Annotated in this window: 19 protein-coding genes; 10 read left to right on the forward strand and 9 right to left on the reverse strand. The window is 64.9% G+C overall.

Annotated elements, in window-relative coordinates; genetic code table 11:
• The first annotated feature begins 4 nt into the window (after nucleotides 1-4).
• Genes treS through treY form a run of 5 tightly spaced genes read left to right on the forward strand, consistent with a single transcriptional unit; the run spans nucleotide 5 to nucleotide 12,056 of the window.
• Entirely contained in the window at nucleotides 5-3,295 is a 3,291-nt protein-coding gene (gene treS, locus CT676_RS14620; protein ID WP_085405230.1) for a maltose alpha-D-glucosyltransferase, read from the forward strand.
• Nucleotides 3,288-5,435 (forward strand): 1,4-alpha-glucan branching protein GlgB, encoded by a 2,148-nt coding sequence (gene glgB / locus CT676_RS14625; protein ID WP_085405231.1) that lies wholly within the window; start codon nucleotides 3,288-3,290, stop codon nucleotides 5,433-5,435. The genes treS and glgB overlap by 8 nt, the downstream gene beginning before the upstream one ends.
• Nucleotides 5,436-5,438: 3 nt before the next feature.
• Nucleotides 5,439-7,517 (forward strand): glycogen debranching protein GlgX, encoded by a 2,079-nt coding sequence (gene glgX / locus CT676_RS14630; protein WP_085405232.1) that lies wholly within the window; start codon nucleotides 5,439-5,441, stop codon nucleotides 7,515-7,517.
• Nucleotides 7,514-9,268: a malto-oligosyltrehalose trehalohydrolase gene (gene treZ, locus CT676_RS14635; RefSeq protein ID WP_135214833.1), complete on the forward strand. Its 1,755-nt coding sequence runs from the start codon at nucleotides 7,514-7,516 to the stop codon at nucleotides 9,266-9,268. The genes glgX and treZ overlap by 4 nt, the downstream gene beginning before the upstream one ends.
• A gap of 1 nt (nucleotide 9,269) precedes the next feature.
• Nucleotides 9,270-12,056 carry a malto-oligosyltrehalose synthase gene (gene treY, locus CT676_RS14640; RefSeq protein WP_085405234.1) on the forward strand — a complete coding sequence of 929 codons (2,787 nt, stop codon included), beginning with the start codon at nucleotides 9,270-9,272 and terminating at the stop codon, nucleotides 12,054-12,056.
• A 3-nt stretch (nucleotides 12,057-12,059) separates the two neighbouring features.
• On the opposite strand, the gene CT676_RS14645 is transcribed toward treY, so the two are convergent.
• On the reverse strand, nucleotides 12,060-12,377 hold the full coding sequence (locus CT676_RS14645; protein ID WP_085405235.1) for a polyhydroxyalkanoic acid system family protein: 318 nt from the start codon (nucleotides 12,375-12,377) through the stop codon (nucleotides 12,060-12,062).
• A 182-nt stretch (nucleotides 12,378-12,559) separates the two neighbouring features.
• Between CT676_RS14645 and CT676_RS14650 the strand changes: the two genes are divergently transcribed.
• Nucleotides 12,560-12,724, forward strand: coding sequence for a DUF3309 family protein (locus CT676_RS14650; RefSeq protein ID WP_007595743.1), 165 nt, complete (start codon nucleotides 12,560-12,562; stop codon nucleotides 12,722-12,724).
• Between the two features lie 106 nt (nucleotides 12,725-12,830).
• On the opposite strand, the gene ligD is transcribed toward CT676_RS14650, so the two are convergent.
• A complete protein-coding gene (gene ligD, locus CT676_RS14655; RefSeq protein WP_135214834.1) occupies nucleotides 12,831-15,497 on the reverse strand; it encodes a DNA ligase D in 2,667 nt (888 codons plus the stop codon).
• Nucleotides 15,498-15,614: 117 nt separating this feature from the next.
• On the opposite strand from ligD, the gene CT676_RS14660 reads away from it, so the two are divergent.
• Nucleotides 15,615-16,499, forward strand: a complete 885-nt coding sequence (locus CT676_RS14660) for a Ku protein (RefSeq protein ID WP_085405237.1) — start codon at nucleotides 15,615-15,617, stop codon at nucleotides 16,497-16,499.
• A gap of 140 nt (nucleotides 16,500-16,639) precedes the next feature.
• Here the strand turns inward: CT676_RS14660 and CT676_RS14665 are convergent, their stop codons facing one another.
• The 7 genes from CT676_RS14665 to CT676_RS14695 form a co-directional block, all read right to left on the reverse strand.
• Entirely contained in the window at nucleotides 16,640-17,329 is a 690-nt protein-coding gene (locus tag CT676_RS14665; protein WP_028147071.1) for a response regulator transcription factor, read from the reverse strand.
• Entirely contained in the window at nucleotides 17,326-20,049 is a 2,724-nt protein-coding gene (locus CT676_RS14670) for a sensor histidine kinase KdpD (protein ID WP_085405238.1), read from the reverse strand. The genes CT676_RS14665 and CT676_RS14670 overlap by 4 nt, the downstream gene beginning before the upstream one ends.
• 40 nt (nucleotides 20,050-20,089) lie before the next feature.
• Nucleotides 20,090-20,695, reverse strand: coding sequence for a K(+)-transporting ATPase subunit C (locus tag CT676_RS14675; protein ID WP_085405239.1), 606 nt, complete (start codon nucleotides 20,693-20,695; stop codon nucleotides 20,090-20,092).
• 57 nt (nucleotides 20,696-20,752) lie between these two features.
• Nucleotides 20,753-22,867, reverse strand: coding sequence for a potassium-transporting ATPase subunit KdpB (gene kdpB / locus CT676_RS14680; RefSeq protein ID WP_085405240.1), 2,115 nt, complete (start codon nucleotides 22,865-22,867; stop codon nucleotides 20,753-20,755).
• Between the two features lie 18 nt (nucleotides 22,868-22,885).
• Nucleotides 22,886-24,589 (reverse strand): potassium-transporting ATPase subunit KdpA, encoded by a 1,704-nt coding sequence (gene kdpA / locus CT676_RS14685; RefSeq protein ID WP_135214835.1) that lies wholly within the window; start codon nucleotides 24,587-24,589, stop codon nucleotides 22,886-22,888.
• A gap of 112 nt (nucleotides 24,590-24,701) precedes the next feature.
• The gene (locus tag CT676_RS14690; protein WP_041953522.1) at nucleotides 24,702-24,791 is read right to left on the reverse strand and encodes a K(+)-transporting ATPase subunit F; all 90 of its coding nucleotides are present in this window, start codon (nucleotides 24,789-24,791) and stop codon (nucleotides 24,702-24,704) included.
• 11 nt (nucleotides 24,792-24,802) lie between these two features.
• Nucleotides 24,803-25,027 carry a hypothetical protein gene (locus tag CT676_RS14695; protein ID WP_085965673.1) on the reverse strand — a complete coding sequence of 75 codons (225 nt, stop codon included), beginning with the start codon at nucleotides 25,025-25,027 and terminating at the stop codon, nucleotides 24,803-24,805.
• 380 nt (nucleotides 25,028-25,407) lie between these two features.
• Here CT676_RS14695 and CT676_RS14700 point away from each other — a divergent pair, with 380 nt between their 5' ends.
• The 3 genes from CT676_RS14700 (at nucleotide 25,408) to CT676_RS14710 (ending at nucleotide 26,562) form a co-directional block, all read left to right on the forward strand.
• Entirely contained in the window at nucleotides 25,408-25,875 is a 468-nt protein-coding gene (locus tag CT676_RS14700; protein ID WP_085405242.1) for a hypothetical protein, read from the forward strand.
• A gap of 20 nt (nucleotides 25,876-25,895) precedes the next feature.
• Entirely contained in the window at nucleotides 25,896-26,174 is a 279-nt protein-coding gene (locus tag CT676_RS14705; RefSeq protein ID WP_081369150.1) for a hypothetical protein, read from the forward strand.
• A gap of 133 nt (nucleotides 26,175-26,307) precedes the next feature.
• Nucleotides 26,308-26,562 carry a hypothetical protein gene (locus tag CT676_RS14710; RefSeq protein WP_063981387.1) on the forward strand — a complete coding sequence of 85 codons (255 nt, stop codon included), beginning with the start codon at nucleotides 26,308-26,310 and terminating at the stop codon, nucleotides 26,560-26,562.
• Nucleotides 26,563-26,578 lie beyond the last annotated feature (16 nt).

A 26,578-nucleotide genomic window follows, 5' to 3' on the forward strand; every position in this document is an offset into this window, starting at 1 on the left:
CGCCATGAATGTTTTGTCTTCCGTCGACACCCAAAAAGCCGAGGCAGCCGAGATCGTGGATGAACTCTGGTACAAGGACGCAATCATCTACCAGCTCCACGTCAAGGCGTTTGCCGACAGCAACCATGACGGCATCGGCGATTTCGCCGGACTGACCGAGAAGCTGCCCTATCTCCAGGAGCTCGGCGTCACCGCGCTGTGGCTGCTGCCGTTCTATCCATCGCCCGGGCGCGACGACGGCTACGACATCGCCGACTACGGCTCGGTCAATCCCGATTTCGGGACGATGAAGGACTTCAAGCGCTTCATCCAGGAAGCGCAGAAGCGCGGCCTGCGCGTCATCACCGAGCTCGTCGTCAATCACACCTCCGACCAGCACAAATGGTTCAAGCGCGCGCGCCGCAGCCATCCGGGCTCGAGCGCCCGCAACTGGTATGTCTGGAGCGACACCGACCAGAAATACCAGGGCACGCGGATCATCTTCACCGACACCGAGAAGTCGAACTGGACCTGGGACCACGAGGCCGGGGCGTTCTACTGGCACCGCTTCTTCTCGCACCAGCCGGACCTCAATTTCGACAATCCGCGCGTGGTCAGCGCCCTGATCCAGGTGATGAAGCGCTGGCTGGATGCCGGCGTCGACGGATTCCGCCTCGACGCCATCCCCTATCTCTGCGAACGCGACGGCACCAACAACGAGAACCTCCCCGAGACGCATGCGATCATCAAGCGCCTGCGCCAGGAACTGGACTCCTACTCCAAGGGCAAGCTGCTGCTGGCCGAGGCCAATCAATGGCCGGAGGACGTGCAGGAATATTTCGGCCGCGGCGACGAGTGCCACATGGCCTACCACTTCCCGCTGATGCCGCGCATCTACATGGCGATCGCGCAGGAAGACCGCTTTCCGATCACCGACATCTTGCGCCAGACGCCGGACATTCCCGCAAGCTGCCAATGGGCGCTGTTCCTGCGCAACCACGACGAGCTGACGCTGGAGATGGTCACCGACGTCGAGCGCGACTATCTCTGGACCACCTACGCCAACGATCCCCGCGCCCGCATCAATGTCGGCATCCGCCGGCGGCTGGCGCCGCTGATGGACAATGACCGCCGCAAGATCGAGCTGATGAACTCGCTGCTGCTGTCCTTTCCCGGCACGCCGATCATCTATTACGGCGACGAGATCGGCATGGGCGACAACATCTATCTCGGCGACCGCAACGGCGTACGCACGCCGATGCAGTGGAGCCCGGATCGCAATGGCGGCTTCTCCCGCTGCGATCCGGCCCGCCTCTATGCGCCGCTGATCATGGACCCCGTCTACGGCTACGAGTCGGTCAACGTGGAGGCGCAGTCGCGCAGCCTGTCCTCGCTTCTCAGCGCCACCAAGCGCCTGATCTCGGTGCGCAAATCGACCCTCGCCTTCGGCCGCGGCACCATGACCTTCATCCGCCCGGCCAACCGCGCCGTGCTGGCCTATGTCCGGCAGTACAACGACGAGGTGATTCTGTGCGTCGCCAACCTCTCGCGCGCAGCCCAGGCGACCGAGCTCGATCTGTCGCCGTGGAAGGACCGCATTCCGCAGGAGATGCTCGGACGCACGCGTTTTCCGCCGATCGGCGAGGTGCCCTACATGATCACGCTGGGGCCTTACGGCTTCTACTGGTTCCAGCTCACCGAGCGCAACAAGTCCGAGCCGGTGACGCCGCGCGCGGTGCCTGAATTCGAGACGCTGGTGGTGCCGGTCAATTCGACCTGGGTGTCGCTGGCGCGCGAGCGCGGCGTGTTCGAGCACGAGGTGCTGCCAGGCTTCCTGTCGCGCACGCGCTGGTATCCCGAGCAAGATCCCAAGCAGATCAAGCCGACGCTGACCTCGGCGGTGCCGTTCTGCGACATCGGCGACAACAGGCCCTGGATCGCGGTCTTCGAAACCCCGCAACAGGATGCCACGGCGCGCTACGTGCTGCCGATGCAGATCGAATGGGTGCGCTTCGACCGCGAACGCTTCAACCCGAAGGCGCTCGCCGCCGTGCGTCAGGGCGCGCGCGAAGGTACGTTGCTCGACGTCGCGACCGAGCAGATCTTCATCGGCCTGTTCCTGCGCAATCTGTCGCAGAACCTGGTGGTGGAAGAGAACAATCTGCGTCTGGAGTTCAAGGCGACCAGCCGGTTCGCAGATTACATCATCAAGGAGCCCGAACGCATCCGCGCCATCGAGCAGTCGAACAGCACGGCGCTGGTCGACAACCAGTACGTCGCCAAGATCTATCGCCAGCTCGAAGGCGGCATCAATCCCGAGATCGAGATCGGCTCCTACCTCACCGACGTCGCGCACTTTGCCAATACGCCGGCGCTGCTCGGCAGCGTCGAGCTGGTCGAAGGCGACAGAAGCAGCGCGGTCGGCGTGCTGCACGCCTATGTCGAGAACCAGGGCGACGGCTGGGCCGTCACCACGGGTTATCTCGACCGCTATATCGACGAGCAGCGGTTGGCGCCGATGAGCGAAGCGCCCCGAGAGACCCAGGAGCAGGCGCCTTATCTGCACTTCATGGCGCAGATCGGCCGGCGGCTCGCCGAGCTGCACGTGGCTCTCGCCGCCGCAAGGCCCGACAATCTCGCGCCGGAGCCGATCGGCCCCGCACAGGTCGAACGCTGGGCCTCCGACCTCAAGGCACGGGCCGAGCGGGTTTTTGAACGGCTCGCCGACAGCCGCGACGGCCTGCGGGAATCCGACCGGCCGCTGATCGATCAGCTCGTCGCGGTGCGTGCGACCCTGCCCGACCACCTCGACGCCCTCTTGCCATCCGGCATCGGCGGGTTGAACATCCGTCATCATGGCGACTTCCGCCTCGGGCAAATTCTGATCGTGAAGGACGATATCTTCATCATCGACTTCGACGGCAATCCGCATCTCGCGCTGGCCGACAAGCGGCGCAAGGCACCGGCCGCACGCGACGTCGCCGGCCTGATCCGCTCGATCGAGCTTTCGGTTAACACAGCGCTTAGCCGCGCGCTGACGGGCGCATCCGACGAGCAGGACCGGCTCGCGACCGCACTCGGCGAATGGCGCGAACGCGCCGCCGCGACATTCCTTAGCGCTTACCGCGAAGCCATGACCGATCGCCGGCTGTGGCCGGAAGATCGGCAATCCGCGGAAGGCCTGTTAAGGTTTTTCCTGCTTGATCAAGCCTTCGACGAAGTAGAGTACGAGCTGTCCCACCGGCCTGAGGGGCTCCGCGCGCCGCTGACCGGACTGCTTCGCATTCTGTCCAATGAGAGCGAAGCCCATGCCTAAACTGCCAGCCGAGGCCTACGCGATCATCGAGGGCCGCCACCCCGACCCCTTCCATTATCTCGGGTTGCATCCCGAGGGCGGCACGAGCGTGGTGCGCGCGTTCCTCCCCGAGGCCACCAATGTCGAGGCGGTGGGCGAACATGGCGAGGTGGCGAAGCTCGATCGCGTCCACGCTTCGGGCCTGTTCATCGGCGCCTTGCCGAACGGCTCGAAGCGCTATCAGCTCCGCGCCAGGTTCGGCGACAACATCGTCGAGTTCGAGGACGCCTATCGCTTCCCGCCGATCCTGACCGATTTCGATCTCTATCTGCTCGGCGAAGGCACCCATCAGCGCCTCTACGACAAGCTCGGCGCGCATCCGATGCGGCTCGAAGGCATCGACGGCATCGGCTTCGTCGTGCTGGCGCCGAATGCGCGGCGCGTGTCCGTGGTCGGCGATTTCAATTTCTGGGACGCGCGGCGCCATCCGATGCGGGTCCGCGGTGCCGGTTATTGGGAATTGTTCATCCCGCACGCCAAGGGCGGCGACCACTACAAGTTCGATATCATCGGGCCGCACGGCCACCAGTTGCCGCTGAAGTCCGATCCCATGGCCTTTGCGAGCGAGGTGCGGCCGAAGACGGCTTCCATCGTGTTCGACGAGGCACATCTCGCGCGCCCACGCCCGGCGCCGGATGGCATCAACGCGCTCTCGGCGCCGATGTCGATCTACGAGGTCCATCTCGGCTCCTGGCGCCGCAAGAACGGCGACGAATGGCTCACCTATCGCGAACTGGCCGAGCAGCTGCCGGCCTATGCCCGCGACATGGGCTTTACCCATCTCGAATTCCTGCCCGTCAGCGAGCATCCGTTCGACGGCTCCTGGGGCTATCAGCCGACCGGCCTCTATGCGCCAACCAGCCGCTTCGGCGGGCCTGAGGATTTCGCCGCGCTGGTCGATGCCTGCCATCGCGAGGGCGTCGGCGTGCTGCTCGACTGGGTGCCCGGCCATTTCCCTGACGATCCGCACGGGCTCGGCAGCTTTGACGGCACCTCGCTCTACGAGCATGCCAATCCGCTCCAGGGCCGCCACCTCGACTGGGGCACGCTGATCTACAATTACGGCCGCACCGAAGTGACGAACTTCCTGGTGTCGAACGCGCTGTTCTGGCTCGAGCGTTACGCGATCGACGGCCTGCGCGTCGATGCGGTCGCCTCCATGCTCTATCTCGACTACAGCCGCCCGCCGGGCGCCTGGATTCCGAACCAGTATGGCGGCCGCGAGAACATCGAGGCGATCGCTTTCCTGCGCCGCTTCAACACCGAATTGTTCGCGCGCTTCCCGCAGGCGACCACGGCGGCCGAGGAATCCACCGCGTGGCCGCAGGTCTCGCGCCCGGTCGAATTCGGCGGGCTCGGCTTCGGCTACAAGTGGAACATGGGCTGGATGCACGACACGCTGAACTACATCAGCAAGGATCCGATCCACCGCAAGCATCATCACGGCGATATCCTGTTCGGCCTGCACTACGCTTTCTCGGAGAACTTCATCCTGCCGCTGTCACATGACGAGGTCGTGCACGGCAAACGTTCGATCCTCGGCCGCATGCCCGGCGACGAATGGCAGCGCTTTGCGAATTTGCGCGCCTATTACAGCTTCATGTTCGGCCATCCCGGCAAGAAGCTGCTGTTCATGGGCGCGGAGATCGCGCAAAGCCGCGAATGGAATCACGACCAGTCGCTCGACTGGCACCTGCTCGAATACAAGTATCATTCCGGCATCCAGGCGCTGATACGCGACCTCAACCGGCTCTATCGCGCGGTGCCGGCGCTGCACCAGATGGATTGCGAACAGGGCGGATTCGAATGGCTGATCACGGATGACGCCAACCGCAACGTGTTCGCCTGGCTGCGCAAGGGATTCGACGAGCACGCACGGTGTCTCGTGATCATCAACTTCTCACCCAACGTCTATCGCAACTATCGCGTCCCCGTGCCCTTTGCCGGCAAGTGGAAAGAGGTGTTCAATTCGGACTCCGCCCATTACGGCGGCACCGATGTCGGAAACATCGGCGAGGTTCATGCCGCTGGCGGCAAGGCGCCCGAGCTTCGCCTCACCGTTCCGCCGCTCGCCGCGATCTTCCTCGTTCCGGAAAGCTGACCGATGCGCCTGACTGCCGGATCGCCCGCACGCCTCGGCGCAAGCTGGGACGGACGCGGCACCAATTTCGCGCTGTTCTCCGCCAATGCGCAGAAAGTCGAGCTGTGCCTGTTCGACACGCAGGGAAGGCGCGAACTCGAGCGTGTCGAGCTGCCCGAGCGGACCGAGGACGTCTGGCACGGCTATCTCAACGACATCTCGCCGGGCCAGCTCTACGGCTATCGCGTGCACGGCCCCTACGAGCCCGAGCACGGCCACCGCTTCAACGCCAACAAGCTGCTGCTCGACCCCTACGCCAAACGGCTCGCCGGGCGGCTGGTCTGGAGCGATGCCCATTTCGCCTATCGCACCGGTTCGCCGCGCGAGGACCTCTCCTTCGACCGGCGCGACAACGCGCGCGGCATGCCCAAGGCGGTCGTCGTCGACGAGACCTTCAACTGGGGCCGCCGCGAGATCAGGCCGAACATCCCCTGGGAAGACACCATCATCTACGAGGCCCACGTCAAGGGTCTGACGCAGAAGCGCGACGACGTGCCGCCGAATTTGCGCGGCACCTATGGCGGCCTGTCGTCGCCGGCGATGATCGAGCATTTGAAAACGCTCGGCGTCACCACCGTCGAGCTGCTTCCGATCCACAGCTTCATCGACGACCGCATTCTGGTCGAGAAGAAGCTCGTCAACTACTGGGGCTACAACACGCTGTCCTTCTTCGCGCCCGAACCGCGCTACGCCCAGGACAATGCGCTCGATTCCTTCCGCACCACGGTCGCGCGCCTGCACGATGCCGGCATCGAGGTGATGCTCGACGTCGTCTACAACCACACGGCCGAAGGCAATCATCTCGGTCCGACCCTGTGCTACCGCGGCATCGACAATGCCTCCTATTACTGGCTGAACCGCGAGAACCCGCGCTATTACGACGACTTCACCGGCTGCGGCTCGTCGGTGAACCTCACCCATCCGCGCGTGCTCCAGATGGTGATGGATTCGCTGCGCTACTGGGTCGAGGTCTGCCATGTCGACGGCTTCCGCTTCGACCTCGCCACCACGCTCGCGCGCGGACCGAACGGCTATGATCGCGGCAGCTCGTTCCTGACGGCGATCCGGCAGGACCCGGTGCTGGCGGCGGTGAAGCTCGTCGCCGAACCCTGGGATCTCGGGCTCGGCGGCTACCAGGTTGGCGCATTCCCTTCCCAATGGTCGGAGTGGAACGATCGGTATCGCAGCGCCATGCGCCGCTACTGGAGCGGTGAAGGCAGCCTGATCGGCGACATCTCGAGCCGCATGACGGCGTCATCCGACCTGTTCAACCATGACGGACGGCGGCCGCGCGCCGGCATCAACCACATCACCGTGCATGACGGCTTCACGCTCGCCGACCTCTTCAGCTACAACGAGAAGCACAACGAGGCCAATGGCGAGGACAATCGCGACGGCTCCAGCGACAACCACAGCAACAATTGCGGTGTCGAGGGTCCGACCGACGATCCCGGGATTCTCGGGCTGCGGCGGCAGCTTCGCAAGAACGTGCTGGCCTGCCTGATGCTGGCGCAGGGCGTTCCGCTGATCCTGGCAGGCGACGAGGTCGGCAATTCGCAGTCCGGCAACAACAACGCCTATTGCCAGGACAACGAGGTCGGCTGGGTCGGCTGGGACAATCTCGGCAAGGATGGCGACGACATGATCGATTTCGTCGCCGGGCTCGCCGAGATCCGCCGCCGGTTCTCGCAGCTTCGCAGCCATCGCTGGCTCGACGGCCGGCCCAAGGACGGCGTCTCCTACGGCGCGCTGTGGCTGACGCCTGCCGGCGACGAGATGACGGAGAACGACTGGAAATTCCCGGAAGGGCGGTTCCTCTCGTATGTGATGGGGCCGATGGAACCGGGGAGCGCCGCGATCTTTATCGTACTGAACGCCGCCCCCGAAGAGATCGCATTCAAATTGCCCAAAATGGCCGAGTACAAAAGCTGGCAGCAGATCCTGAACACCACTGATGCCAGGCCGAACAGTGTTGATCTGCAGCCCGGAAGCGACAGCAAGGCGCCGCCGCGCTCCGTGCTCGCCTTCGCGGGGGCGCTATGAGACCATCCTTCGGGGCGAGGCCGACCAAGGACGGCGTGTCGTTCCGGCTGTGGGCGCCCGGTGCTCGCCGAGTCGATCTCCTGCTCGACAGACGGCACGCGATGCAGCGCCGGCAGGATGGCTGGTATGTCGCCGAGATTGCCGGCCTGCCCGTCGGCAGTCCCTACCAGTTCAGGATCGACGACGAGATCGACGTGCCCGATCCCGCATCGGCCTTCCAGCCGGAGGACGTTTTTGGCCCGAGCGAAGTCGTCGATCATGATGCCTTCGCGTGGCGCGCGCGCGATTGGCGCGGACGTCCCTGGGAAGAGACGGTGCTGATCGAGACCCATGTCGGCACCTTCACGCCTGAGGGCACCTACCGCGCCATGATCGACAAGCTCGATCATCTCGTTGCGACCGGGATCACCGCGCTGGAATTGATGCCGCTGGCCGATTTCGCCGGCCGCCGCGGCTGGGGCTATGACGGCGTGCTGTGGTACGCGCCCGACAGCGCCTATGGCCGGCCCGAGGACCTGAAGACACTGATCGACGAGGCGCATCTGCGCGGGCTGATGGTGTTCCTCGACGTCGTCTACAATCATTTCGGCCCCGAGGGGAATTATCTCGGCCGCTATGCGCCGGCCTTCTTCACCGATGCGCATACGCCATGGGGCAGCGCGATCGATTATCGCGTGCCGCAGGTCCGGGCCTTCGCGGTCGAGAACGCGCTGTCCTGGCTCACCGACTACCGCTTCGATGGCCTGAGACTGGATGCCGCCAATCACATCATGGCGATCCCGGGCGAGCAGTCGATGTTGCAGGATCTCAGCGTCGCCGCCGGCGAGCTTGCCAAGGCCACCGGACGGCATATCCATCTCGTGCTGGAGAACGGCGACAACCGCGCCAGCCTGCTCGATGCCGCGCAGGATCCGCCCAACGGCAAATATCGCGCGCAGTGGAACGACGATTATCACCACGTCTGGCACGTGATGCTGACCGGCGAGCTCGCGGGCTATTACGCCGACTACCAGACGCCGCGCATGGATCTTGCGCGCGCGCTCGCCTCGGGCTTCGTCTACCAGGGCGAGACCTCGGAGTTCTGGGGCAAGAAGCCGCGCGGCGAGGCGAGCGGCGAGCTGCCGCCGGCGACCTTCGTCAACTTCCTGCAAAACCACGACCAGATCGGCAATCGCCCATTGGGGGACCGGCTCGAGAGCCTGGCATCACCGCGGCAGATCGAAGCCGCGCTCGTGGTGACCCTGCTCGCACCGATGGTGCCGATGCTGTTCCAGGGCGAGGAATGGGGCTCCACGGTGCCCTTCCCGTTCTTCTGCGATTTCCAGGGTGGCCTTGCCGATGCCGTGCGCAAGGGCCGCAAGCAGGAATATGCCTGGGCCTCCGAGAAATACGGCGACGAGGTCCCCGATCCGCTCGATCCCAAAACGCTGCAATCGGCCGTGCTGGATTGGACCGGCCACACGCCGGGGCAGGATGCGCGGCTGGCGCTGGTGCGGGAGCTGCTCGCGCTGCGTCACAAGGAGATCGCACCGCGCCTGAAGGGTGCGAGGTTCGGCGATGCCGCGACGGCCGATAGCGGCCTGCTCACCGCACATTGGCGCATGGGCGACGGCGCGAGGTTGCGCCTGACCGCCAATCTCTCGGACAAGGACATCGCACGTCCCAGCGACGCGACAGGCACGCCGATCTGGGGCTCCGTCAGCGGCGATCGGCTCCCACCCTGGTCGGTGATCTGGCATCTCGGAGGTTAGCATGCCTCCTGCCATTCCTCTTGCGACCTATCGGCTTCAGCTCACCGCGGATTTCGACTTCGACAAGGCCGCCGCGGTCGTGCCTTACCTCAAGGCACTCGGGATCACGCATCTCTACGCCTCGCCGGTGATGAAGGCGCGCAAGGGCTCGACCCACGGCTACGACACCGTCGACCACAGCCAGTTCAATCCCGAGCTCGGCGGCGAGGCCGGCTTTGCTCGATTGAGCGATGCCCTCACGCAGCACGACCTCGGCCTCATCATCGACTTCGTGCCGAACCATGTCGGCGTGCACTTTGCCGACAATCCCTGGTGGCTCGACGTGCTGGAATGGGGCCAGGCCTCGCCGCATGCGGTTTCCTTCGACATCGACTGGGATCAACTGGCCTATCGCGCCCGGGGCGGCGTGCTGCTGCCGATCCTCGGCTCGCCCTATGGCGAGGCGCTGGAGCGCGGCGACATCGAGCTGCGCTACGATGCCGATGAAGGCAGTTTTTCCGCCTGGTATTTCGAGCATCGCCTGCCGATCGCACCGGAACGCTATGGCGAAATGCTGCGCGTGATCGTGAAGGAAGCCGACGCCGCCGAGACCGAGGCCGGCAAGCGCCTGCTCGCGCTCGCGGCCCGCTACACGGGGTTGCGTCGTCCCAACCGCAGGGAAGCGCCCGGCTTCAAGGCGGAGCTCAAGGAGATCGCCGGCAGCGCCGACATCATCGAGCGCGGCCTCCCCGCCTATCGTTCCGCCAAGGATCGTCCGGCGCAGACGCTGGCGCTGCATCATCTGCTGGAGCGCCAGCACTACAAGCTCGGGCACTGGCGGCTTGCCTCCAGCGACATCAACTATCGCCGCTTCTTCGACGTCAACGGGCTTGCGGGCCTGCGCGTCGAGGACGCGAGCACGTTCGCCGCCACGCACCGGCTGGTGAAGCAGCTCATTGCCGACGGCAAGCTGCAAGGCATCCGCCTCGATCACATCGACGGCCTGCGCGATCCTGCACAATATTGTCAGCGGCTGCGCCGGCTGGTGCGCGACGCGCAAGGCAACACAAAGCCGTTCTATACCGTGATTGAGAAGATCCTGTGCGAGCACGAGCGCCTGCCGCATTTTGCCGGCGTTCAGGGCACCACGGGCTATGAGTGGATGAATGTCATCACTCAGGTTCTGGTCGACGCGAAAGGGCTGGAGGCGCTGAACGAGACCTGGCGGCAGATCAGCAACCGTCCGCCGCGGCTGGCTCCTTACGTCAAGGACGCCAAGCGGCGCGTGCTGGAGACGCTGCTGACCAGCGAATTCACCGTGCTGACCCGCCTGCTCGCGCGCATCGCCAACGGGCATTACTCGACCCGCGACTTCTCCGCCGACAGCCTGCGGCAGGCACTCGAATTGTACGTGCTGCACTTCCCGGTCTATCGCACCTATTTGACGCATAGCGGCCCGACCGCGCTCGACCGCAAGCTGATCGACGACACCATCGAGCGGGCCCGCGCGGAATGGTTCGCCGCGGATGAAGGCATCTTCGACTTCCTGCGCGACGCGCTGACCATGGACCTGCTCAAACCCGGCCGTCCCCCGCACAGCGCCCCGCGGGTGCGCCGTTTCGCGCTGAAGGTGCAGCAGTTCACGGGACCGATGATGGCGAAGTCGCTGGAGGACACCGCGTTCTATCAATTCCACCGGCTGCTCGCCCTGAACGAGGTCGGCGGCGACCCCGCGAGCAATGGCCTCACGATACCTGCCTTCCATGAGGCCATGCGCGCGCGTGCCAACGAATGGCCGCAAGGGATGACGGCGACCGCGACCCACGACACCAAGCGCGGCGAGGATGCCCGCGCGCGCATCGCGGCGCTCAGCGAGATTCCCGGCGAATGGACCAGCGCGGTGGCACGCTGGAAGGTGCTGAACGCGCCGCACCTCGCGCTCGACGGCAATCTGCGCGCGCCGTCGGCGACGTTCGAATACATGCTCTATCAGACCCTGCTCGGCGCCTGGCCGCTTGAGGAGACAGCCGATGCCGGCTTCGTCGAGCGCATCCAGGCCTATGCGCTCAAGGCCGCGCGCGAGGGCAAGGAGGAGACCAGCTGGCTCAACCCGCACGAGGCCTATGAGAACGGCGTCGCGAGCTTCATCGGGAAGATCCTCGATCCAGCGCAGTCCAGCGAGTTCCCGGAGGCGCTGCAAACCCTGGCACGCCGTGTCGCGCTGCTCGGCGCCTTGGATTCGCTGAGCCAGCTCACGCTCAAGGCGATGCTGCCCGGCGTGCCGGACTTCTACCAGGGCACCGAATACTGGGACCTGTCGCTGGTCGATCCCGACAACCGCCGCCCGGTGGACTTTGCCGCGCGGCAGACGGCGCTGACGTCACTGGATGCGCCGGACTGGCGCGGGCTGATCAAGACCTGGCCGAATGGCCAGCTCAAGCTGGCCTGGACGCGGCACCTGCTCAAACTGCGCAACGAACTCGCCGATGTGTTCGCGCAGGGCGAGTATCAGCCACTGCAGGTCCAGGGCGCGCACGCACACCACGTCATTGCCTTTGTCCGCCGACACGGCCGCACGGCTGCGATCGTCGTGGTCGGGCGCCAGTTTGCGCCGTTCACGCAAGAGGGCCGACAATGGCCCGCGTTCGAGGGTGTTGACGCGACGATCGACATCACCGGCTACACCGGGCCGGGCTTTGCCGGCAATCAATTGCCGCTTGCGCAAGCCTTCCGGGATATTCCCGCTGCGGTCATCGAAGCACGCGCCGCAAGCACGGCGAGACCCAGGCAACAGCGCGCTCGTAGCTGACGGCTACTTGCCCCCGTCCTTGGTCAGCAGCAGCTGCCCGCGCTTGCGGATGGTCGCCTGCGCCATCTCGGCGAAGCGCTGCAACAGCCACGGCAGCACCACCTCAACCTTGACGTGGTCGTCGGCGACATCGACCTGACCGCTCGCGATCTGCCCGAGCGCGCGGATGCGAAAATTCATGCTGTCGCCGTTCCAGCGCTCCTCCTCGACCTGCATCACGGGAATGCTGGCTGCGGCGCGGCCGAGCCCGGTCTTGAGCCGGCGCACGGCTTCCTCGCGGCCGAGACGATGCGGAATGGAGACGACAAGCGGTGCTGACATGGCGCTGCCCTGTGGTGACTGATCCTCACATAGTCATGCCGCCTGGACTGGCAAAGGTTCCATGCAAGTTGGCCCCGTTCGCCGTGTTTCATCGTGGGAACTATAGAACCTGCGGCAAGTTGCCCTCGCACCACGGGACAGGTGCAAACGACCCTTTCAACAAAGGGCTGGAGGAGACTAGCATGTCTATCGGTACGATCATTCTGATCATTTTGGTCATCGCGCTGCTCGGCGGCTTCAGCGGCATCGGCGGCGGCCCGTTCTACGGCACCGGCTATTACGGCGGCGGCGGCCTCGGGCTCGTCATCGTCATCCTGCTGATCCTGCTGTTGCTCGGACGGATCTAGCGCAAGGAGCTGTAGCGGCCTCGTAGGGTGGGCAAAGGCGCAACGCGCCGTGCCCACCTCTTCGCCGCAATAAGAAAGCTGGTGGGCACGCTTCGCTTTGCCCACCCTACTTCTTCTTCCCCGCGAGCTTCTTCGCCGCCGCAGTGATCGATGTGGCCGCGTCGTCATAGCCATCCCAGGCCTTCGAGCGCGCCAGCAGACCCGGCACCGTCCGCACCGTGTACCGCTTCGGATCGAGATCGCCCTTCACCTGCGCCCACGTCACAGGCATCGACACGGTCGCGCCATCGCGCGCACGGGGTGACAGCGGAGCTACCGCCGTCGACAGGCGATCGTTGCGCAAATAATCCAGGAAGATCTTTCCGTTGCGCAGCTTCTTCGACATGTTGAGCAGATAGCGCTCGGGATCGTCGTCGGCCATCCACTGGCAAACGCCTTGCGCGAACGCCTTGGCCTCCTTCCAGCTCACCTTGTCGCGCGCGCCATGGAGCAGCGGCACCACCACGTGCAGGCCCTTGCCGCCGGTGGTCTTGCAAAAGCTCTCCATGCCGACGTCGGTGAGGCGCTGCCGCATCTCCTTGGCGGCGTCCACGACATCGGCGAATTTGACGTCCGGCGCGGGATCGAGATCGAACACCAGCCGGCCCGGCGTATCGTAGGCGTCCGGGGCACAATTCCAGGGATGCAGCTCGACGCCGCCGATCTGCGCGACCGCGGCGAGCCCCTCGACGCGATCGATCTGCAGGTACGGCTTGCGATCGCCCGAGACCTTTGCGAGCTCCAGCAGGTTCGACGTGCCCTGCATGGCATGGCGCTGGAAGAATTTTTCGCCGCCGATGCCGTCAGGCGCACGCACGATCGAACAGGGCCGGCCCTTGATGTGCTCGATCATCCAGGCGCCGACGGCCTCGAAATAGCGCGCGAGATCGAGCTTTGTGACGCCCGCGCCGTCGCCGCCATCCGGCCACAGCTCCTTGTCCGGCTTCGAGATGACGACACCGATCACCTCGGCCGTACCGGCATCCTTCCGCTTGCCTGCCTTCGGCACAGCAGGCTTCCTGGTCGAGGGTTTTGCGAGTTCGGTATCGACGGGTGTTTCCGCCTCGACCTCCTCGGCCGGCTTGTCCTGCCGCAGGCCCTTGAAGGCGGCCTGGCGGATATTGCCGTCGGCGGTGAACCCGGCGAACTCGATCTCGGCGACGAGCTCCGGCTTCAGCCAGTGCACGTCGCGCGTCTTTTTCGGCGCGTTCTTGCCGCCGAAGGGGCTTTGCCTGGCCTCCATGGCTTTCAAGGACGGCATGATGCGCCTGACCGTGTCCGCGCCGAAGCCGGTGCCGACCATGCCGACGAAGGCAAGATGATCGCCGCGGTGCACGCCGGCCATCAGCGAGCGGAATTTGCCGTTGGTGGTCTTCCAGCCGCCGATCACGACCTCATGGCCGGCGCGGCATTTGGCCTTGGTCCAGCTTTCCGTTCGCCCCGACCGGTAAGGCGCATCGAGCTTCTTCGACACCACGCCTTCGAGCTCGAGCTTGCAGGCCGATTGCAGCACGGCATCGCCGCTGCTCTCGAAATGCTCGACATAGCGGATTTGGCTCGATTTCTTCTTGCCTGCTTCCAGGAGTTGCCTGAGGCGGTCCTTGCGCTCGCCAAGTGGCAGGCGCCGGCAATCGAGCCCCTCGGCGAACAGGAGGTCGAAGGCAAAGAAGATCAGGTCCTCGGTCTTGCCGTCCGACAGCGCGGCCTGGAGCGAGGAGAAATTCGGTGCGCCGTTGTGATCGAGCGCGACGATCTCGCCGTCAATCATGGCGTCGGGAAGCTCGCCCGCCTCCTTCGCGATGGCTGCGAACTTGTCGGTCCAGTCGAGGCCCTTGCGCGTCTTCAGCGTCGCCTCGCCGTCCTCGACGCGGAGCTGGACGCGATAGCCGTCGAACTTGATCTCGTGGCACCAGCCGTCGGCCGCCGGCGGCCGCTCGACCGGGGTGCAGAGCTGCGGCGCGACGAAGTCCGGCATCTCTGAGACTCTTTTCGCGCTTGTCGCGGTCGTCGCTTTCGTCTTTGCGCCCGTCCCGCGCTTCAACGTCGCACCGGGCGCCGGCCTGACGGTGCGCCCTTTCGGCTCCTCGACACGATTGGACTGCCAGACCGCATCGGCCTTGACCTTGGCACCCTTCGCCAACATGAACGGTTTTGGCGCGCGACCCTTGCCATCGGCGATCTCTGCCATCGCGCGGCCGGAGGCCACCGACTTGTCCTCGCTGAGAATGTCGTCGCTCTCGCTGGCATATTCGTCGCGATGCTTGATCAGGAGCCAGTTGGTGCGCTTGCCGCCGGTGCGGTCATGCCTCATCCGCACCAGCACCCAGCTTCCATGCAGCTTGTCGCCGTGGAGCGTGAACTTGAGGTCGCCCTTTTGGAAGCCGCGCTCGGGATCCTCGGACTCCCAGGTGCCGCGGTCCCAGAGCATGACCGTGCCGCCGCCATACTGCCCGTCCGGAATCGTGCCTTCGAAATCGCCATAGTCGAGCGGATGGTCCTCGACCTCGACCGCCAGCCGCTTGTCATGCGGATCGAGCGAGGGTCCCTTGGTGACCGCCCACGACTTGAACACGCCGTCGAACTCGAGCCGCAGATCATAGTGCAGTCGCGTCGCATCGTGCTTCTGGATCACGAAGCGCCGCTGCGCCGATGGCGCCACCGCGGTCTTGCCCGACGGCTCCGGTGTCTTCTCGAAATCGCGTTTCTGTCGGTAGGTGGAGAGTTTTCGCAGCACGACCGGTCCCGCATTCTCTTTCGGCGTTGAAGCCTATCACGGCGGAAGTCCCACCCGGAACCAAAACCCGATGGGGCTGTTGGGGTTCCAAAATGCCTTGAAACGCTGGAGAACGGAATGGCCCCGCGCGCCTATTGGAAGGGAACGTTAAAGCTCTCGCTGGTCAGTTGCCCGGTCGCGCTTTATCCGGCGACCACCGCGGCCGAGAAGACGCGGTTTCACATGATCAACCGCGAGACCGGAAACCGGCTCAAGCAGCAGATGGTGGACTCCGGGACCGGCGACGTGGTCGAGAGCGGCCAGAAGGGGCGCGGCTATGAGCTGCGCAAGGGCAAATATGTCGAGATCGAGCCGGAGGAGCTCGAGGCGGTCCAGATCGAAAGCAACCACACCATCGACATCGAGAGTTTCGTGCCGAGCGACGAGATCGACCAGCGCTATCTCAATCATCCCTATTATATCGCGCCCGACGGCAAGGCTGCGGTCGATGCCTTCGCCGTGATCCGCGACGCCATGAAGGACCAGGACCGCGTGGCGCTCGCCAAGATCGTGCTCACCAACCGCGAGCACATCATCGCGATCGAACCGCTCGGCAAGGGCCTGCTCGGCACCACGTTGCGCTTCCCCTATGAGCTTCGCGACGAGGACCAGTTCTTCGACGGCATCAAGAGCCCCAAGATCACCAAGGACATGGTCGAGCTCGCCGGCCACATCCTGCAGACCAAGGCCGCGCATTTCGACCCGAGCAAGTTCAAGGATGAGTACGAGACCGCGCTGAAGGCGCTGGTGAAGCGCAAGGCCAGCGGCAAGACAATCGAGCTGCCGGAGCGCGACGAGCGCCCGAGCAACGTCGTCAGCTTGATGGACGCGCTGAAGCAGAGCCTGAAGGGACGCGGTGGGAAGAAGGCGGTGGCGAAGTCCCATGCGCGTCGTGCCACCGGCCGCCCGCGCAACGCGAAGAAGACGCAGCGCTCGACGACGCGGCAGAGGAAGGCGGGGTGATTTCGCCGCGCGCCCCACTCTCTGCCCTCATGGTGAGGAGGCGCGAAGCGCCGTCTCGAACCATGCAGGCCTCGCTGCCGCAGCCGGGCCTTCATCCTTCGAGACGCTCGTTCCGCGCTCCTCAGGATGAGGATCGAAAGCTAATCCCCCGCCTTCAGCCGGTACCCGATCCCGGTCTCCGTCAGCACATATTGCGGGCGTTCGGGATCGGCTTCGATCTTCTGGCGGAGCTGGCGGACATAGACGCGCAGATATTGCGCGTCGGTGAGCTCGTCCCAGAGCTCCTTGAGCAGGAAACGATGGGTCAGCACCTTGCCGGCGTGCTGCACCAGCACGCGCAAGAGATCGTACTCCTTCGGTGACAGCTTTATCTCGCGCTCGCCGACCTTGACGATGCGGCGCACGAGATCAACCGAGAGATCGCCGGTGCGGAACACCGGACGCTCGCCCTTGACCTGGAGCTGGTGCCGCAGCGCCGCACGCAGGCGCGCCAACAGCTCGTCCATGCCGAACGGCTTTGTCAGGTAATCGTCGGCGCCGAGATCGAGCGCCTGCACCTTGCCGGCCTCGTCGCCGCGGCTCGACAGCACCACGATCGGCACGCCTTCGTTGCGGCCGCGGATGGTGCGCAGCAATTCGTGGCCCTGGATGTCCGGCAGGCCGAGATCGAGAATGATCAGCGCGGGTTCTTCCGCGAGCTTCTCGAGCGCGGTCTTTCCGTTCGACGCTTCCAGGATCTCGTAGCCCTGCGTCGAGAGTCCCATCCGCAGCAATTTTCGGATTGGCGGCTCGTCGTCGATGACCAGAACCTTGATCGGGGCGGCACTCATGCGGCTGTATCCAATGCGTGGGTCCGTGCCGGAACGGGCAGCCGGATGGTGAGGATCGCGCCGCTGCGGTCGCCGCGGTTGGCGGCCGAGATCGTGCCCTGCATCGCCTCGACGAAGCCGCGGGAGATGGCGAGCCCCAGCCCGGTGCCGGGACGGACATGGTCGCCCTTCTGCACGCGATAGAACTTGTCGAACACGCTCTCGAGCTCGTCAGGCGGAATGCCGCCACCCTGATCGGCGATTTCTAGCACAACATGATTTCCCTCGCGCCGGCTGCGGATCGAGATCGTTGTATCGGGCAGCGAATATTTCGCGGCATTGTCGAGCAGATTGAACAGCACTTGCTCGAACAGCACGGCATCGAGCTGAAGCATCGGCAGATCGGCGGCCAGCACCAGCTCCACTTTGTGCGCCGTCAATATCTTGCTCGCACGCCGCAGCGCGCTGCCGACGATCTCGCCGAGATCGTGCAGTGCCGCGTTGGGCACGATGGCGCCGGATTCGAGCTTTGTCATGTCGAGCAGATTGGCGATGAAGCGGTTGAGGCGCTCGGACTCGTCGATCACGGTGGCGAGCAGATCGCGCTTCTCGGTGTCGGACAAGGCACCGGCGAGATCGCGCATGGTCGAGGCCGCGCCGAGCACGGAGGCCAGCGGCGTCTTGAGATCGTGCGAGATCGATGTCAGCAGCGCGGAGCGCAACCGCTCGGATTCGACGGTGCGCTTGACGCGATCCACGTCCTCGACCAGCAGCACGCGCTCGATTGCCAGTGCGCCCTGGTCGACGAGTGCATCGAGCAGCCGGCGCTGGTCCGGGGTCAGCAGCGGACCGGTGCGATCATTGTCGATACCGATGACGCCGATCGGACCACGCCCGGTGCGCATCGGCAGGAACAGCCGTTTGGCACCGGGCAGCGTGTCCGAGCCGCGGCCGGCGGGACGATCATTGCTCCAGGCCCAATTGGCGGCGGCGAGATCGGCCTGGTCGATCTGGTCCTCGGGCGGATAGCCGGACTTCACCGTGAGCAGGCCTTCCTCCGGCAGCAGCAGGACCACGCGAACCTTCAGCATCAGCGCAGTTTGATAGGCAGTTGCCCAGAGCACGTCGTCGAGCGTCCCGGTGCCCGTGAGCTTGCGGCTGAACGCATAGAGCTGCTCGGTCGTGCGGATGCGGCCGAGCGCGGTGTCCGCCTGCGTGCGCACCCGCCCGGCGACGTTCGACACCACGAACGCGATCAACATGAAAAAGAAGAACGCCGCGACATTGGTCGGGTCGGTAATCGTGAAAGTGTAGACCGGCGGCAGGAAGAAGAAGTTGTACGCCAGCGACGCCGCGACGCTCGCAAGGAGCGACGGCCACAACCCGTAGCGAACAGCCACGGCGACAACCGCGGTCAGGAACATCAGGTCGACGTTTTCGATGCCGAAATACGGCTTGATGGCCACCGCTGCGGCAAGGCCGAGCGCGGTGATCCCGAGCGCCTTCAAGTAGGGACGTGCATCAAACGCCTCTGCCCGTGCCGCCGTCTGAACCGCCGTCTTCGGCGCCGGCTCGGCCGCGAGCTCATCGCCGGGAATGACGTGAACGCTGATATTGCCGGAACTGCGCACGAGATCATGCACGACGGAGCCGCGCGTCAGTTCGAACCACCGCGAGCGCGTCGATTTCCCGATCACGATCTGGGTGACGTTGTTGCCTTGCGCGAAGTTGATGACGTCGTCGGCGATGCGGCGGCCGACAGCGGGGATGGTCAGCGCTTCACCGCCCAGCGATTCGGCAAGCCGCAGCGTATCGGCGAGACGATCGCGCTCCTCGTCCGAAAGCTGGAGCGACCGCCGGGTCTCGATCGAGATCGCGGTGAATTGCGCATGCAGCCGGTCGGCTAGCCGCTTGGTGTAGCGGACGAGCCCGGCCGCGCGCGGATCCTCGCTGATGCAGACGAGGATGCGCTCGCCCGCGGCCCAGGGGCCGGCGATGGCATTCGCCTGCATGTGATTGAGAAGCTGCTCGTCGACCCGCTCGGCCGTACGCCGCAGCGCCAGTTCGCGCAGCGCGGTCAGATTGCCCGGCGAGAAATAGTGCTCCAGCGCCCGCTCGGCCTGCTTGGGCACATAGACCTTGCCCTCCCGCAGCCGCTGGATCAAATCGTCGGGCGTGAGGTCGATCAGCTCGATCGCATCGGCGCGGTCGAATACCGAGTCGGGCACGGTCTCGCGCACCCGCACATGGGTGATCTGGGCGACGACGTCGTTCAGGCTCTCGATATGCTGGATGTTGACGGCGGTGTAGACGTCGATGCCGTGGGACAACAGCTCCTCGACGTCGAGATAGCGCTTGGGATGGCGGCTGCCGGCGGCATTCGTGTGAGCGAGCTCGTCAACCAGCGCGATTCGAGGGCGGCGCTCGATCACGGCATCGAGGTCCATCTCCTCGACGCTCTGGCCGCGGTAGTCGAACCTCTTGCGCGGCACCACCTCGAGCCCGCGCACCAGCGCCTCGGTCTCGGCGCGGCCATGGGTCTCGACAAAGCCGACCACCACGTCGATGCCCGCCTTGCGCCTGGCATGGGCGCTTTGCAGCATCTCGTAGGTCTTGCCGACGCCGGGGGCGGCGCCGACGAAGATCTTCAGCTTGCCGCTCGCGCTCTCCTCCCGGCGCGCGGCTTCAAGCAGCGCCTCAGGGGACGGACGTTGTTCGGGATCGCGGCGCTCTCGGACCATCAGGCCAATATAATCATCCGCCCGCCCCCAGCCTAGACCGCTACTTCGCGGTGGCGCGATCGAGCGCGAGGTTCAGTGCCAGAACGTTAACCCGCGGTTCGCCAATCAGGCCGAGCAAACGGCCCTGGGTGTTGGAGGCCACGAGCTGCTTGACCTGAGCGTCCGGCAGATTCCGCGCCTTCGCCACCCGCGGCACCTGAAATTCAGCCGCTTCCGGCGAGATGTCCGGGTCGAGGCCGCTGGCCGAGGTGGTGACCAGGTCGACCGGCACGGCGGCGTTCGGATTTTCAGCCTTCAACTTGTCCACATCCTCCTTGAGCCGGTCGGCCAGCGCCTTGCTGGTCGGGCCAAGGTTGGAGCCGCCCGAGTTGGCCGCGTTGTAGGGCGCCGACACCGTCTTGGTCGAATCATTCGGGTCCGGCGCCAAAGTCGCCGAAAGGCGGCCGTGGAAATATTTGTCCTCCTTGAACTCCTGCCCGATCAGGGCGGAGCCGATCACCTTGCCGTCCCGCTCGATCAGGCTGCCCTGCGCCTGTGAGGGGAAGATCGCACCGGCAATAGCGGTCATTGCGAGCGGATAGGCCAGGCCGGTGATGGCGGTGAGCACCAGCAGCAGGACGATGGCGGGGCGAATTTCTCTGAGCATGTTAGGTCTCCAAATCTTTCGTCACTGCGCGGGGCGCGGTGCGCCCCGCGGCGACGATCAAGCCAGATGCAAGGCGGTGACGACGAGGTCGATCGCCTTGATGCCGATGAAGGGAATCACGATGCCGCCGAGGCCGTAGATCAGGAGGTTGCGCCTCAGCAATGCGCCGGCACCGACCGCGCGATAGGCCACGCCCTTCAGCGCCAGCGGGATCAGCGCGATGATGACCAGCGCGTTGAAGATGATCGCCGACAGGATGGCGCTCTGCGGGCTCGACAGGTTCATGACGTTGAGCACGTTGAGCTGCGGGTAGAACGCCAGGAACATCGCCGGGATGATCGCAAAATACTTTGCGACGTCGTTGGCGATCGAGAACGTGGTCAGCGCGCCGCGCGTCATCAGCAGCTGCTTGCCGATCTCGACCACCTCGATCAGCTTGGTCGGGTTGGAATCGAGGTCGACCATGTTGCCGGCCTCGCGGGCGGCCTGGGTGCCGGTGTTCATGGCGACGCCGACGTCGGCCTGGGCGAGCGCGGGCGCGTCGTTGGTGCCGTCGCCGCACATGGCGACCAGCTTGCCCTTGGCCTGCTCGTCGCGGATCAGCTTCAGCTTGTCCTCGGGCGTTGCCTGCGCGAGGAAGTCATCGACGCCCGCCTCCGCCGCGATCGCAGCGGCTGTCATCGGGTTGTCGCCGGTGATCATGATGGTGCGGATGCCCATGCGGCGCAGTTCTGCGAAGCGCTCGCGGATGCCGCCCTTGACGATGTCCTTGAGCTGGATGACGCCGAGCAGCTTGCCGTCCTTGGCGACCGCAAGCGGCGTTCCGCCTGCTTTCGAGATCTCGTCGGCAATGGTCTGGACTTCACGGCCGGCGTCGGAAAGCACTGCAGGCTGGATGGCGCGCGCGGTGTTGCCGGAGGCAACGGCCAGCGGCGCACCGCCGCCGACATAGTTGAGCATGGCATCGACCGCGCCCTTGCGCACCGACGAGCCGCCGGCATCGACACCGCTCATGCGGGTTTGTGCCGTGAACGGAATGAAGGTGGCGCCAAGCTCGGCCATATCCCGGCTGCGAATAGAATACTTCTCCTTCGCCAGCACGACGATGGAGCGGCCTTCCGGGGTCTCGTCGGCGAGCGAGGCGAGCTGGGCTGCGTCCGCGAGCTCCTGCTCGGTGACGCCGCGCACAGGACGGAACGCGGTGGCCTGACGGTTGCCGAGCGTGATCGTACCGGTCTTGTCGAGCAGCAGCGTGTCGACGTCACCGGCAGCCTCGACCGCGCGGCCGGACATCGCCAGCACGTTGAAGCGGACCAGGCGGTCCATGCCGGCGATACCGATCGCCGACAGCAGCGCGCCGATCGTGGTCGGGATCAGCGTCACGAACAGTGCGACCAGCACGACCACCGAGATCGAGCCGCCGGCATAAGCCGCATAGCTCGGAATGGTGACGGTGGCGAACACGAAGATGATGGTGAGGCCGGCGAGCAGGATGTTGAGCGCGATCTCGTTCGGCGTCTTCTGCCGCTCGGCGCCCTCGACCAGCTTGATCATGCGGTCGATGAAGGTCGAGCCTTGCGCGGCCGTAATGCGGACGCGGATCCAGTCGGACTGCACCTGCGTGCCGCCGGTCACCGCCGACCGGTCGCCGCCGGACTCGCGGATCACCGGCGCGGACTCGCCGGTGATGGCGGCTTCGTTGACGGAGGCCACGCCCTCGATCACCTCGCCGTCGGATGGGATGACGTCACCTGCCTCGACCAACACGATGTCGCCGACCTTCAGGCTGGTGCCCGGCACCAGCGTGAAGGCCTGGCCCGCGCCGCTCAGGAGCTTGGCCTGGCTCTCGGTGCGGGTCTTGCGCAACGATTCGGCCTGTGCCTTGCCGCGGCCTTCGGCCACCGCTTCGGCGAAATTGGCGAACAGCACCGTGAACCAGAGCCAGAGGATGATCTGGAAGGTGAAGCCGAGATTCTCGCCGCCGGCGACGAGGTCGCGCAGGAAGATCACCGTGGTGAGCGCGGCCACGATCTCGACCACGAACATCACGGGGTTCTTGATCATCAGCCGCGGGTCGAGCTTGGTGAAGGACGCGCTGATCGCGGGCAGAACGATCTTGGGATCGAGCATTGCCGACATCGGGGCACGTTTTTGCAGTTTCATCGTATCCATGGAGGTCACTCCAAACAATCAGAAGACGTTGCCGGCGTTCATCGCGAGTTGCTCGACGATCGGGCCGAGCGCGAGTGCCGGGAAGAAGGTCAGGCCGCCGATGATCAGGATCACGCCCACGACGAGGCCGACGAACAGCCCACCCGTGGTCGGGAACGTGCCCGCCGACGGCGGGATCGACTTCTTGGCGGCCAGCGAGCCCGCAATCGCCATCGCCGGAACGATCATGAAGAACCGGCCGACGAACATCGCGGACGCGAGCGTGAGGTTGTAGAACAGCGTGTTGCCGGTGAGGCCCGCGAAGGCCGAGCCGTTGTTGCCGGTCGCCGAGGTGAAGGCGTAGAGCACCTCGGTGAAGCCATGCGGGCCGGCATTCGCCATGGAGGCGACCGCCGCCGGATAGACCACGCCGACCGCGGTCCAGCCGAGATACATCAGCGGCAGCACCAGGATCGCGAGCATCGCCATCTTGACCTCGCGCGCCTCGATCTTCTTGCCGACATATTCCGGTGTGCGGCCGACCATCAGGCCGGCGACGAAGATCGCGAGCACGACGAACAGCAGCATGCCATAGAGGCCGGCGCCGACGCCGCCGATGATGACTTCGCCGAGCTGCATGTTGATCAGCGGGATCATGCCGCCGAGCGCGGTGAAGCTGTCATGCATGGCGTTGACCGCGCCGCAGGAGGCAGCCGTGGTCACCACGGCGAACAGCGAGGATGCGACGATGCCGAAGCGGACTTCCTTGCCCTCCATGTTGCCGCTGGTGAGGCCGAGCGCATGCATCATCGAGGTGCCGTTGGCTTCCGCCCAGTAGGTGATGGAGACACCGGCGATGAACAGCACGCCCATCACCGCGAAGATCGCCCAGCCCTGGCGCTGGTTGCCGACCATGCGGCCGAACACATTGGTCATGGCCGCGCCGATCAGGAAGATCGAGAGCATCTGCACAAGATTCGACAGCGCGGTCGGGTTCTCGAAGGGATGGGCGGCGTTGGCATTGAAGAAGCCGCCGCCATTGGTGCCGAGCATCTTGATCGCGACCTGCGAGGCCACCGGGCCGACCGCGATGGTCTGCTTGGCGCCTTCGAGCGTCGTAGCCTCGACGTAATCACCGAGCGTCTGCGGGATGCCCTGCCAGACCAGGAACAGCGTGTAGACGACGCAGATCGGCAGCAGCACGTAAAGTGTCGTGCGGGTGACGTCGACCCAGAAATTGCCGACCGTGCGCATCGAGGCGCGCGAGAATCCGCGGATCATGGCCACCGCGAGCGCGATGCCGGTCGCCGCCGACAGGAAATTCTGGTGTGTCAGGCCGAGCATCTGCACGAGATAGGATACCGTGCTCTCGCCGCCGTAATTCTGCCAGTTGGTGTTGGTGATGAAGGAAATCGCGGTGTTGAAGGAGAGATCCTGGGCGACCGCGCCCTGCCCGGCCGGGTTGAAGGGCAACACCGCCTGAAGCCGCATCACGCCGTAGATGATGAGGAAGCCGCCGACATGGAACAGCAGCATCGAGACCGTGTAGGTCAGCCAATGCTGCTCGCGCCTCTCTTCGACGCCGGAAAACCAGTAGATGCCGGCCTCGATCGGCCGCAGCACCGGCGACAGGAACGTCCGCTCGCCGTTGAACACAGCCGTCATGTATCCGCCGAGCGGTTTTGTCAGCGCGACGATAATCGCGCAAAAGAGAATGATCTGGAGCCAACCGATCATAGTCATGGCATCAACCCTTTAGGACGTTTGACCTGCGCAGGAGCGGCAGGATCAGGGCAAGCAGGCACGCCACCAGCGCGGCGTCCGCGAGCAGCAATTCGAGAAGCAGCAGCACGGGTCAGAACCGCTCGGGCCGCAGCAGCGCATAAGTGAGGTAGAACAGGAGACCGAGCGAGACGACGGCGGCGAGCGAATAATCGAAGGTCATGGTCCGCTCCCTCACAGCCGTTCGCAGGCGTAGGTGTAGCCGATCGCGAGCGCGAAGAAGCCAAAGCCCAGCGCCAGCATCAGAATGTCCATCATGGGAATGCTCCTCGTTGCGGCTTTATGTCGGACGCAACCGTTTCTCAGGCGTCCGGCGAGCGCGTGGAACGAAGGAAATGCAAAGCATTTCCACGGCACCAGCCGGGACTTTTGACCGTGTTGAAGTGCCACCACCGGCATAGGTTTTCGAGATGAGGCCTATGGCGAAGTTATATGAATTCCATAAAGGCCGGCACGTCGTGGCTGTCCGCCATGTGGCACCGACACTGTATTCCGGGCGGCCGTTCCGAGCAGGCAGCGCAGCGACACAAGCCACCGTTGCTTTCACTACCGTTGTTAAGGCAGGCCATGGCCAGGGTCTTTTCAAAAAGCCCTGCTTCTATAAGCCTCGACCTTCGGCGGCGACGGCGGCCGAGGATCTGTCGCTCTTATCCGGAAGATTCCGTGCACTTATGAAATCCTTATATCTCCCGTCCCGTCCCCATCTCGTTTTCAAATGCGCTTCCAGCCATCTTGGAGAGGCCGGCCGACTGACCGACGCCAATTCCAGGAGGCCAGACATGACCGCCGTTCTCCGACGCCTTGCCCCACCTTCCCTCAACCAACTGCTTCGCGCGGCACCGGCAATGACGCGTCCGCTGATGCTCGACATCATCGATCAGGCCTGCCGGCGCTTCCCGTCGCGCGGGCGGAGCGAGCGCAGTGCGCGCATCATGCGCCTGGTCGATGCCGAGGCCTGGACCGACGCCGCGCTGGCGCTGATCGAGTTCGAGCTGCCGCTGTGGCAGGTCCGCCGCATCGCCTATGACGAGGGCGAGTGGCATTGCGCGCTGTCGCGCGAGCGCGAATTGCCGGACTGGCTCGACGCCGCTGTCGAAGCCCGGCATGCCGATCTCGCACTTGCCTTGCTGTCGGCCTTCATCGAAGTACAGGCATTGGCCGTGGAGGTATCGCGGCCGAGCGTTCCCACCGTGCGCCCCGCCCCGGACCCGCTCTATCAGCCGGTCGCTTGCGAGAATTTCAGCTAGGCCAAGCGGAGGTTCGCGCCTTGCCGCAATCTTCAGACATGTCGCGGGGCCTCAGCCCGACGCGGTTGATCGCGCGCTTTGCCGTCCGCATCGCACTGCTCGTCGCCTTTGCAGCCTTCGGCAGCGTCGGCTTTGCACGCAGCCTCTCCGCCCTGCTCTGGATGTCGATCATCCTGTGCGCCCTCGCCGGCCTCGTCAGGCGCGAGCCGCTGTTCGGTGCCGTCCTTAATCATTGGGACGAGGGCGTTGCCTTCGGCGCCCTGTTCGCGCTGGTTCAGGTCGTCAACGAGCTGGCCTGAACATCGGGCTTTATGACCTTCCTATGAGATCGTCGCGCAGCCTCACTCGAAATCATATTCGCTTGAAAAGATATTGATCGGGTGGTCGCGGGACACGCACCCGCCGCCCGCGTCAATCGGAAGGAATACGAAAGTGAAACTCGTCGAACCTCCCTCGTGCAGCTCTCCCTCGACCATCGTCTTCATCGGCCGCAACCACAGGGGACAGTGGGTCGCCCAGCAGCAGAACGGCCTCTACGGTGGCCTCTTCGTCAACCGCGCCCAGGCCATCAAATATGCGCTGTTCGAAAACGGACAGCATCCCGAGACCATCATCGAGCTGCCACGCGAGATCGAGCTCGACATGGGCAGCAGGCCCGATGCCGCCGCTCCCAAGCGCGCCGCCTGAGTTCCTCGGCAAAAAC

The organism is Bradyrhizobium sp. MOS001 (assembly GCF_004634465.1).
GTDB lineage: Bacteria > Pseudomonadota > Alphaproteobacteria > Rhizobiales > Xanthobacteraceae > Bradyrhizobium > Bradyrhizobium barranii.

Coding starts and splice junctions, on each gene's coding strand:
- CT676_RS14695 (WP_085965673.1), bottom strand. CDS start 25,027: ATGCCGGTGGTGGCACTTCAACACGGTCAAAAGTCCCGGCTGGTGCCG.
- treY (WP_085405234.1), top strand. CDS start 9,270: ATGCCTCCTGCCATTCCTCTTGCGACCTATCGGCTTCAGCTCACCGCG.
- kdpB (WP_085405240.1), bottom strand. CDS start 22,867: ATGGATACGATGAAACTGCAAAAACGTGCCCCGATGTCGGCAATGCTC.
- CT676_RS14665 (WP_028147071.1), bottom strand. CDS start 17,329: ATGAGTGCCGCCCCGATCAAGGTTCTGGTCATCGACGACGAGCCGCCA.
- CT676_RS14645 (WP_085405235.1), bottom strand. CDS start 12,377: ATGTCAGCACCGCTTGTCGTCTCCATTCCGCATCGTCTCGGCCGCGAG.
- CT676_RS14675 (WP_085405239.1), bottom strand. CDS start 20,695: ATGCTCAGAGAAATTCGCCCCGCCATCGTCCTGCTGCTGGTGCTCACC.
- CT676_RS14690 (WP_041953522.1), bottom strand. CDS start 24,791: ATGACCTTCGATTATTCGCTCGCCGCCGTCGTCTCGCTCGGTCTCCTG.
- treZ (WP_135214833.1), top strand. CDS start 7,514: ATGAGACCATCCTTCGGGGCGAGGCCGACCAAGGACGGCGTGTCGTTC.
- CT676_RS14650 (WP_007595743.1), top strand. CDS start 12,560: ATGTCTATCGGTACGATCATTCTGATCATTTTGGTCATCGCGCTGCTC.
- kdpA (WP_135214835.1), bottom strand. CDS start 24,589: ATGACTATGATCGGTTGGCTCCAGATCATTCTCTTTTGCGCGATTATC.
- glgB (WP_085405231.1), top strand. CDS start 3,288: ATGCCTAAACTGCCAGCCGAGGCCTACGCGATCATCGAGGGCCGCCAC.
- glgX (WP_085405232.1), top strand. CDS start 5,439: ATGCGCCTGACTGCCGGATCGCCCGCACGCCTCGGCGCAAGCTGGGAC.
- CT676_RS14660 (WP_085405237.1), top strand. CDS start 15,615: ATGGCCCCGCGCGCCTATTGGAAGGGAACGTTAAAGCTCTCGCTGGTC.
- treS (WP_085405230.1), top strand. CDS start 5: ATGAATGTTTTGTCTTCCGTCGACACCCAAAAAGCCGAGGCAGCCGAG.
- CT676_RS14700 (WP_085405242.1), top strand. CDS start 25,408: ATGACCGCCGTTCTCCGACGCCTTGCCCCACCTTCCCTCAACCAACTG.
- CT676_RS14670 (WP_085405238.1), bottom strand. CDS start 20,049: ATGGTCCGAGAGCGCCGCGATCCCGAACAACGTCCGTCCCCTGAGGCG.